This is a genomic window from Micromonospora sp. MW-13, assembly GCF_003434305.1.
Taxonomy (GTDB): domain Bacteria; phylum Actinomycetota; class Actinomycetes; order Mycobacteriales; family Micromonosporaceae; genus Micromonospora.
In genome coordinates this window covers 61,007-70,692 of record NZ_QKKX01000080.1, presented here as the reverse complement: position 1 = coordinate 70,692, position 9,686 = coordinate 61,007, and the positions used below count along the sequence as shown (strand labels likewise).

Sequence of the window (9,686 nt, the reverse complement as noted above, 5' to 3'; positions counted from 1 at the left end):
TGGGGGTGGCGGCTGGTGTGGCGGGGTCGCCTGGCCGGGCAACTCCCGCAAGTCCGGCGCGACACCGCCGGCGTCACCGGCCATCATGGTTTCGCTCGAACCCGCGTCCGCCGGGCCCGCCCCTGCGGGCAAGGACGATCCATCCTGGATGCGCGGACGCTTCGGGGCCCGCCGAGCTCCCGACTCAGCTCGCTCTTTGCGCCGTTTGAGCAACGCCTGCCGGTCTTCGAGCTGCTTTATGAGAGCACCGTAATCCGTCGCATCCCTGCTGAAGAGCCGGAAGACGTATTCGGGTTCGGACGCCGACGCGTTCGGTCTTGGAACCAACGGCGCCTTGACCACGACGACAACTTCCTTGACGCTCTCGACAGGGACATCCTTTCCGACCGGCCGGCGCCGCTCCCCCACCTCCAACGTGATCGGCGTCCCAGGGGCGAGATTCACCTCCCGCCCATCTAACGTCTTGGCTGAGGTTCCGCTGCCGAGAGAAAAGCCCAGAGGACTAGGCAATCGGCTATGCGAGCCAATTGTGTCATCGAATGATTTCACCTGGGAAATGCTCCACCAATGCCCGCGTTCCTCCCACAGCGCCGTTTTGCGCAACAACTCAATGTCGTCGATGGTGGGGGCAGGATTGACCAGTTGCAGATACAGGTCCTGCCCGGCCCCGCTCTTCTCAGCCGGCATTACCACGACCGCGAGGGGTCGACTATCCCGGCCATACCCGAGTCGGAGAATGACCTCCTTCATGCTCCTCGGGATGACAAATGGACTTCCGTCAGCCACCCTGACGGCTGGGATACGGGCTCTCTGGCCTTTTTCACCTTCGGAGCCCTTGCCGAAGAATCGGCTTAATACACCCGTTTTGGGGTCTAAGCCCGCCGCGATGTGATAGAGGGCGCTGACCGTCGGCTCGTCGGGTTGCCACACATGGCCGGGCGCCTTGCCTCTCAGTTCGACCAGCTCGCTGTCAGAAAATTCGCGGTCGATCTCCCGGTAGGCAAACTTTTCGGTGCCGTTGGCCATATACGGGATTTTGATAATACCGACACCCACCCCGTTGACCGATCCGAAATCGATAGCGACCATATCGCCCGGTAGGACCACGTGGTCGACGCGAGCGAGTTGCACGTCGTTGCCGCCCAGCCGGAAGCGTGAACTCGCGTACGCGCCACTGTTGGCTTTGACGAGGGCGGCGACACGGAGGGTGAACGGGTCTTGGAGTTCCCATCGGTAGTCACCTTCCCAGACACCGTCGCCGCTGAGGCCGGTGAGGTACCGGTGGTATGCGTCCAGTTCCTCGGCTTGGCGGCGAGGGGAAAAGGGGCGCTTACCGATGACCGCGAGGTCGCGGTCAAATTTGTCTTGCAGGAGGGACCGGTGAGGCTCGGGAAAGTTCTCTTTCGCCGTGTCGATCCTGGCTTTCAGTAGACCGAGTGCCCTGCTGAAATGGCTATCCCGCCGCTGCTGTTCGTGGTCGGATATCGACTTCCGCTGGTAGCCGCTGGCGATGCGGGCGAGGATGTCGACATCGGTCGGGTCACGAGATTTGAGGATGACGTAACCACCCTTCCACCACACGACGGGGTGTGGGATGGCACCGTCATCGGGCGGCGGGCCGATGTCGTCGTACGGGTCGCCGAACGGATGGTGGATCCGCATCGGCTGGTCCAACCCCTTGGCCAGCACATGGAGAGCGACATGCGTGACTTCGTAACCCACAGATCGGGAGTTTGCGATCTTGTCGAGCCAGATCCGGTGCAGGGCGTCTCGTTGCCGCTCGGACATGTTCTCCGGATCCGGATACGGAAGAAGATCCCTGAACCTCGACGATCCACCCAGGGCGAGTTCCTTGGCCAGTTGGCGGGCCAGCCATCCGCTCAATCCAGTCGGGGTGGTGATGCCTTCCTTCCCCAACTCTTCCCGGTGGGTGTTCAACACCGACTCGTTGAAGACGTAGTTCGGTCTCCAGTCAAGATTTGCGGGATCGAATTCGAACACCTCGCGCGCCCACTTGCCAAATGCCGCCTCGGCAGCGGCTCCAGCGAGCTTCAAGTAGCTGGTGGCTTCCGCCACTTCCTTTTCCCAGTCCGACCTCTGCCCGCCCGACGGCGACCATCCCGAGCCGGCCGCCGGTGTCGTCAGATCGAGTCCTGCCAGCGGGTCATCCCACAACGGAAAGAACTCCGGGTCAAGACCGGAGGGGTCACCTTCCGCTGGGCCGGACGGCTGTCCGTCTGCCTCGGAGTCGTCCGGGGGGTGCCATTCCATCGCCGCCGCCCGCCCCGGCAACGAGTCGGCGGACGACTCCGACGCCTCCGAGTCCGACCCCGGCGACTCCGACCCGGACGCCCGCACCGACCGGGACGCGATGGTGGGCGCCACGAACGACTCCGCCACCGCCAGGATCTGATCGATCTCCCAACCCGTGAACCCGGGCTCGTGCAGATGATCCTCACCCACCGGACCGGTCCTCCGCAGGAAATCCCGATCCGAAGCAGCATGCGGAACCCCAGCGAAATGCTTCAACTCATGCCCGTAGGCCCGAGAGGAAAGACCCGCAAGCCAGTGCGTCTGCTCGATCCGACCCTCGGTGCCGTCAGCACTCACATAGACGTTGTCGCTGTCCCGCAGGTCACTGCCGAAACGACTCAGCCGAACCTTCGTCCGCACCTCCGCCCGCGCCTCCGGACTCACCGCCGGGTCGAACACCACCTCGACCCGCGGTCCACCCCCGGACCTCACCGCCCGGTTGGTCTCCACCACCCATTCCTCAACCGCACGCAACGTCCCCACGATGGAGGCGCGGTCCATGTCCGCATCAGGCTCCAACCGACGACGGAACACCACCGCGCCCGACCCACGATGCGCCCAGTAATCGACGAAGACCCGCTCCCCCGCGTCCTTTCCCGCATCCTCCACCCGGAAAGGACGCGCCTCCCCCGGCGTCGGCACCACGCGCAACGGCTCCGGACCCTGCCACGAAAACCGATCCGAGAACACATGCGTCATCTCATCCCACGCAGGCAAAACCCCCGAACTCCGATACGACACCCGCCAACCACCATCAACCGGCTCCACCGAAGGCTCCACACCAGCCGCCCACCCCGACGACGGCACCTCTTTCACGCCGCCCTGGGACGAACCACCCGCAGGACCCCACGCAGACGCCGCCGCACCCCCCGGCAGCGACACGTCACCGCGTACCGCACCGGCCACGTCCGCCGAAGGGTCCGCCTCGACCGGCGGGGTCGACGTCGACGTGGTCCGTGCTGCCACGTCCACGTGGTGTTCGAGGGGCGACGGGTCACGGGGGCGGTCGGTCCCGTCCGGTGTCAGGACGATGTACCAGATGCCGTCCGGTCCGGCGTCCTCGCCGGCCCGGTCGTTGGCCCAGGTGCCGAGCATCCGCATGCTGCCGGTGTGGATCTGGTTGCGGGCGGGTTCGTACCAGTGCAGTTGCGTGGTGTCCAGGAGGACCGCCCCAGCGGCGGCCGTGGACCCGGCCACGGCCAGCACCCGGGCACCGGGGCGCTGATCGGCCGGCAGTTCACGGGTCGGCCGGCTCACGGTGAACCCGAGCCCGGGGACGGCGTCCAGCATGTCGGCGAGCATGTCGGCGCGGTGCTGCGGGGCGTACGCCAACCAGGCGGCGGCCACGGCGTCGGGGCGGCCGGTCTCCACCGGCCCAGCCGGCGGCGTGCTGGTGGGCTCCGGCCAGGCCGTGGTGTCCAGGCCATCGGCCAATGCTCGTAGGCCGGCGGCGTCGACCGGCGGGACGGCCTGGGTGACCCACCGGTGGGCCAGGTACCCCTGGTGGCGGTTCAGGTTCTCCACCAGGCCGGTCACCGCCGTGGCGAAGTCCTGCCTCGACCCGATCTCCGCCTCGTGCAGGATCTCCAGCCGGGAGTCCACGTCGGGCCGGCCCCGGTGGGCGGCCAGGTCGTCCTGGACGCGCTGCGGCAGCCGCCGCACGGCGTCGTCGAGGGTCTCCGGGCGGCCGGTGACGTCCAGCCGCACCACCTCTCCACCCGGGTAGGCGAGGTACGGGGGTTGGGTGGTGGTGCCGTCGCCGACCCGCAGTTCGACCGGGATCGTCAGGCTCGCGGCGAGGTCCCGGGCCAGTTGTACCCGGTCCAGTTCGTGTACGGCGGACTCGTCCGCCGGGGCGGTCGCGGCATTGTCGGCCTGCCGGGTCGGGTCGGTGCTCAGCACCAGGCGTGCCGGGAGTGCGTCGCCGTGCCGGGTGCGTACCGCGCGTTCCAGTTCCTGGACGACGGACCGGCCGTGGCCGGAGCGGGCGATCTCGGCCAGCGCCACGTCCACGTCCACGACCGGGGTGCCGCGCGGGACCGGTGGGACCGGCAACGCCATCGCGTCGAATTGATGTTGTGCGGCGTCCCGGGCGGCCTTGCGGGCGGTCCTGGCCTCGTCGAGCACCCGGACGGTGTTGGTGTGCGCCCGCGCGGCGATGTCGCGGGCCCGGAACTCCTCGCTCGCGGTCTCGGCCTGCCGGCGCAGGTCCGGCAGCTCCGAACGGACCCGGTCGAGGTGCGATCCGGCGTCCCGGAGGTCGCTGGTGGCTTTCTCCAGCACCGTGCGGGCCTCGTCCAGTTCCCGCCGCGCCTGGTCAAGCTGCGCCTGGGCGGCGGCCCGCCGTGGCTCGTCCTGGCTGGTGGCAAGGTCGTCGACCGCCTGCCGGGCCGCAGACTCCCGTTCCTGTAGCCGGGTCACCTCCGCGTCGAGTTCCGGCATCGCACGCTTGAGGTGGTCGATGTTCTCCTCAAGGCGGGCACGTTCACCCTCGGCGGTGGTGACGGCGGTCCTGGCGGCGTCGAGCGACTCCTCCGCAGCCTCCCGGGCACCCTGCGCGACCCGTTCGCCCCGGCGGGCCTGGTCGAGGTCGTCCTCGGCGCGCTGGAGTTCCTGGGTGGCCTGCTGGAGGCGCTCCCGCGTCACCTGCCGCACCCGGGCAGCCTCGACATCCGGGGTGGCCGGCGCCGGATCGGGATCCGGTGCCGTGGTGAACAGCCGGTCGGCGAGGTGCCGCAGTGCCGGCCCACGGGTGCCGGTGGCGTTGTCCGCGAGGTGGCCGATCGTCTTGGCCCACTGTTGCCGCTGCGGGGCGGAGAGGGTGTCGCGGGCGTTGCGCACCAGTGTGGTGACGGCGTCATCGGCAACGTTCAGGCCGGCGAGCGCGTCGGCGGTGAGGCGCAGGATCTGCGCGTCGACGGCGTCGACCGGGCCGTCGAGGGTGGCCGCCAGGTAGCCGAGGGCGGACACGGCGGCCGGGTCGGCCAGATCCGGCCGGGCCAGCAGGTTGGTCAGCAACTCCTGCCGCCCGGTCGGCACCCCCGGGGCAGGCGCCGGGGTCCCGGCCGCTGTCGGTGCCGAGGCCGGTGGGGTGGGGCCGAGCAGGTAGTGGTATCCGTCGTCGAGGTGGCCGTAGCGGGCCAGGGTGAGCAGCGCGTCCCGGGCGGCGAGACCGACGTCGTGGGGCTGTCCCGCCCGGCGGATCTGAAGCGCGCTGTGCGCCCGGTCGGAGAGCAGGTCCGTCCGATGGTCGTCGAGGAAGGCGCGGGAGTCGCCCCAGTCGCCGATGGCGAGCCACTCGTCGAGCGAGGCGGATGCCGGGGGCATCGGATGATGCACGACGTGGGCCGGCGGTAGTGGGGTGTCCGCCGTTCCGGCCCAGGTGTCGGCCGGTGCGGGTAGTGCCCGGATCAGGTCGGCGGGGGTGGAGACGTCCTCCCACGCGTGGGCCAGGTCGGTCGCGCTCGCCCCGGACGCGGTCACCCCGGCGGCGACCCGGCCGGCGTCGTCCCGGGTCAGGTCGGTGAGCAGCTTGGCGACGCGGTGCAACCGCTGCCGCTCGATGATGTCGAGCGCGTCGCGGAGCGTCGCCGCGTCGCGGCCGGCTGCCGTGGGCAGCTCGGTCAGGGCTTGCAGGGTCTCCGGCCAGTTCTGCGGGGGGTTGATGGTCCACGCGGCGGAGGCGATGGCCCGGAAGGTGTCCAGTGCGCCGACGGCCGGGTCGAGGATGTCGGCCACGGCCCGCAGGATGCCGGCGTCGGAGACCGCCTCCGGCTCCGGCCCCGGCCGGGTGACCCGGGGGTCGGCGTCGACGAGGCCGGCCAGCGCCCGCAGCCCGGCGGGGGCGGTCGGGTCGATCGAGTCGGTCGGGGCGGTCGGTGCCACCGCGGCCACCGCGCCGGCGAGCACACGGTGCCGGGCCGCCGCGTCGGCGGCGTCGAGGTAGCGGTACGCGGCGGCCAGGTGTCCGGCCCGGATCGCGTCGAGCAGGGCACGGTGCCGGTCGAGGACCGGATCGCCGGATGGTGCCGGGGTCGTCCCGGGCCGGGCCGCGTCGGGCTGGGCCGGCGGGATCGGAGGTGACGCCTGCCGGGCCTGCTGCTGGTCCCGCGTCAGCCGCGTCGCGTTCGGGTCGGCGCGCAGCGTCCCGAGGTTCGCCTCCGCGAACTGCCGGGAGGCCGCCCAGTTGCCGTCCTGAAGGAGCCAGCTCGTCAGCACGTCGGGCTCGACCAGGGTGACGGCCGGCGCCCCGGCGAGTACGTCCTGGAACTGCTGGGCGTCGAGGGTCCGCTCGGCCGTCCCGAGGGCGAACGGGTCGTAGAGCCGGTACGTGCCGTCGGCGTCGACACGTACCGCGGCGGCACCCTGGGGACGGGTGATCCACAGTCGCGTGCCGGGGCGCAGCGTGGCCGGTGCCTGGGGCAGCGGCCCGGTGGTGGTCCATCCCAGCGGCAGGACGGGGGCCAGCAGCCGCCGCGCCTGACCGGCCCGCGTCTGCGGGGTGTCGGTGTCGTGCCGGGCGGCGTGGGCCGCGAGGGGGTTCGCCGATCGGGCGGGGAGGCCCTCGGTGATCCACTCGCGGGCGCGGTCGTCGGCGTCGGCGCGGGCCTGCCGGATGTGCGTCTCCAGCTCCGGGCCCAGCTCCGCGGCGGCGTCCATCTGCACCGGGGTACGCCCCAGCAGCTCGTGGTAGGTGGCCATCTGCCGCCGCAGGCGGATCCCGGCCGCGTCGGCCCGCAGCTTCAGGTCACGGTCCAGGTCGAAGATCACCTCGGGGGCCGTGACCGGGGCGAACGTGCCGTCCGGGCCCTCCCGCAGCTCGACGATCCAGCCCTGCGGGTCGATCCGGTACCGGCTGGCCGCGCCCTGGTCGTCGGTGACGGTCAGGTCGAGGTGGGTCTTCAGCTCGAACGCCACCACCCGGGCCACCGTGCGCGGGTCCTGAGCGAGTAGTTGCACCTCCTCCGGCGGGGTGACCGACGCGGAGCCCGGCGGCAGCACCGCCTGCACCCGCTCGACGATCTCCGGGATCCGCTCGTTGAACTGCCGCACGTCGGCTGCGGACAGCGCGGCACCGACCGCGAGCTTGCCGACCCGGTTCTTCCAGGCGGTCAACTCGGCGAGGTCGGCGGTGGCCTGCTGCGTGGCGTTGAGCTGCTGGAGGTGACCCACCGCCCACTCCAAGGTCACCTCGTACCGGAGGCGGGTCTGCTCGGCGGCACTGGCGGTGAGCCGGAGCGGGCTGACCGCGTCGTAGTGGTTGCCGAGCTGGTCACGGATCAGCAGAGCCACGTGCTGGGGCGCCTGGCCGGGGTCGAAGGTGCCGGCGTCGATGACCCGGCCGGCCACCGGGGCGGCGGCCATGCCCGCCGGGGTCGCGCGTTGCAGCAGACCCTCCAGACCGATCGAGGGCGCGTCGGTCGCTGGTGCGGGCCAGTCGGCCGGGTTGTTCGCCTTCCAGTCGTACCGTTCGGCGAGCCCGCGCTGGAGTTCGTGTACCTCGTCGGCGAACATCTCGTAATACCCGTCGCCGCTCACCCAACCGGTGCCGGGGGCGTCGTCGGCCTCGAACCGCGCCGGCTCCATCGGGGCCAGGCCGGCGTCGCGGTCGTACGCGCTGTGCTGGTGCGGGACCGCGACGAAACGCGCCTGGGTGCGGATCCGGACCAGATACGTCCGCCCCTGCATCTTGAGGTGGTTCTCGAGCCGCTTGGTGTCGTCGAAGGTGGCGCTGTGGCTGGCCGGCGCGGTCCGGTTCGCGCCGGTGGAGATCCCGCCGGCGGCCGTCGTGTCCTCCTGCGGGCCGATGTTCGTCTTCCCGATCGGCGCGCCGTAGGCCATCCCCGCGTCGACGTTGGGCCGCCACCGGCTGCGCGACTGGGTGGCCGAGGTGGTGAACGCGAACTTGGCGTACCGGCCGGTGCCGGTGGTGGCGAGCTCGCTGATGATCTCCAGCGAGTGCAGCTTGACGTACATCCGCATGGCGACCCGGTTGTTGGACGCGCCGGCGACGAAGAGGTGCGAGCCGAGCAGGTATCCGCCGTCGTCCAGCCCTTCCGAGAGGTGGTTGTCGACGTTGAGGCGGGACAGCAGTCCGTCGAGCGCCACGCTGCCCCGGTACAGCGGGGCGTTGGCCTGCGGGCCGAGCACGTTGCCCATGAGGTGCCGGGCGGCCGGGTAGAGGTCGTCGACCAGAGCGCCGCTGACGTAGGCGTCGCCGGGCAGCGACGGCAGCGCGCGCAGGTCCAGCTGCGGCGACCGGGGGACGGGGGTGGCCTCGGCCAGCCCCCGGGGCACCTTGAAGTCGATCCGCCCCTCGTATTGACGGGTCAGCACCGGCTCCACCGGCGCGAGGGAGATCCAGTCGGCGAAACCGGCGGGCGCGCGGTGCAACGCCCAGTCCGCCGCGTTGTTCAGACCCGTCATCACGTGGTTCACCAGGTAGCTCGGCTGCCAGCCGTACATCTGCACCCGGCTGAGCTCCATGGTCAGGCCGATGTCGTCTTCGGCTTCGTAGTTCCCCGTCCAGTCGTAGACGGTGCGTTCCCGGACGACCTGCGCGGCACCCTTGACGCCGCGCCCTGCGCCCGGCGCGAACGACAGCGACCCGGCGGTGGACACCGGGACGCCGTCGACCGAGAAGCCGATCCGGGCCGGCGTGAGGTTCCAGCCCAGCGCCTGCCCGATGATGCGAGCGGTCGCGCCGTAGGCGTGCTCGTAGTTCTCGATGCCGTAGTCGGCCCGCCAGCCGGTGTACCGCGGTCGGCCGCCCAGGGTGCCCGAGACCTTCAGCTTGAACATCTGGACCGCCACCGGGTTGCGCTGGTCGACCAGGTAGAACGACACGCCGTTGTAGCGGTGCAGCATGTCGGCGAACACGATGTTGGCGCGCTGGCCGGCGAGCGTGGACTGGAGCGTTTCGAGGCCACCGGGCAGCGCGCCGACCACCGACTCGTCGGGCGAGACCATCAGCACGCCCCAGCTGTTCCCCGCCCCCGGCCAGTTGTCGTGGCTGGCCCCGAGCAGCCCGGGCCGGCCGGCGTCCACCAGTTCCCGAACGGCGTCCAGCACGGTCGTGGTGGGGCGCGGCCCGCCGTCCGCCGGGGCCGGCCCGGTGAACAGCACCAGCTCGTCGACGCCCGCGTGGCCCAGCGTCCGGTCACCGGTCCGGGTCAGGTAGGGCGGCAGGGTCAACGCGCTGAACGGGTTGACGTTCGGGTCCAGGGTGATTCCGAATTCGGTGGCGAACTGCGCGCGGCGGCGCGGGTCGAGCACCGCGCCGCGCTGGGCCAGGTCCACGTGCCGGTCGGCGAGCGTCAGCGCCCACGTCTGGACCCGGTGCTGGATCAGGTACGCGCCGAGGTCGGGCAGCC

1 pseudogene (cut by a window edge) is annotated in these 9,686 nt (G+C 70.9%); it reads right to left on the bottom strand.

Features of this window, described 5'->3' with window-relative positions:
• Window positions 1-9,686, bottom strand: a pseudogene (locus tag C5N14_RS29490) (hypothetical protein); its annotated part runs 18,226 nt beyond the window's last position; the annotation flags it as partial.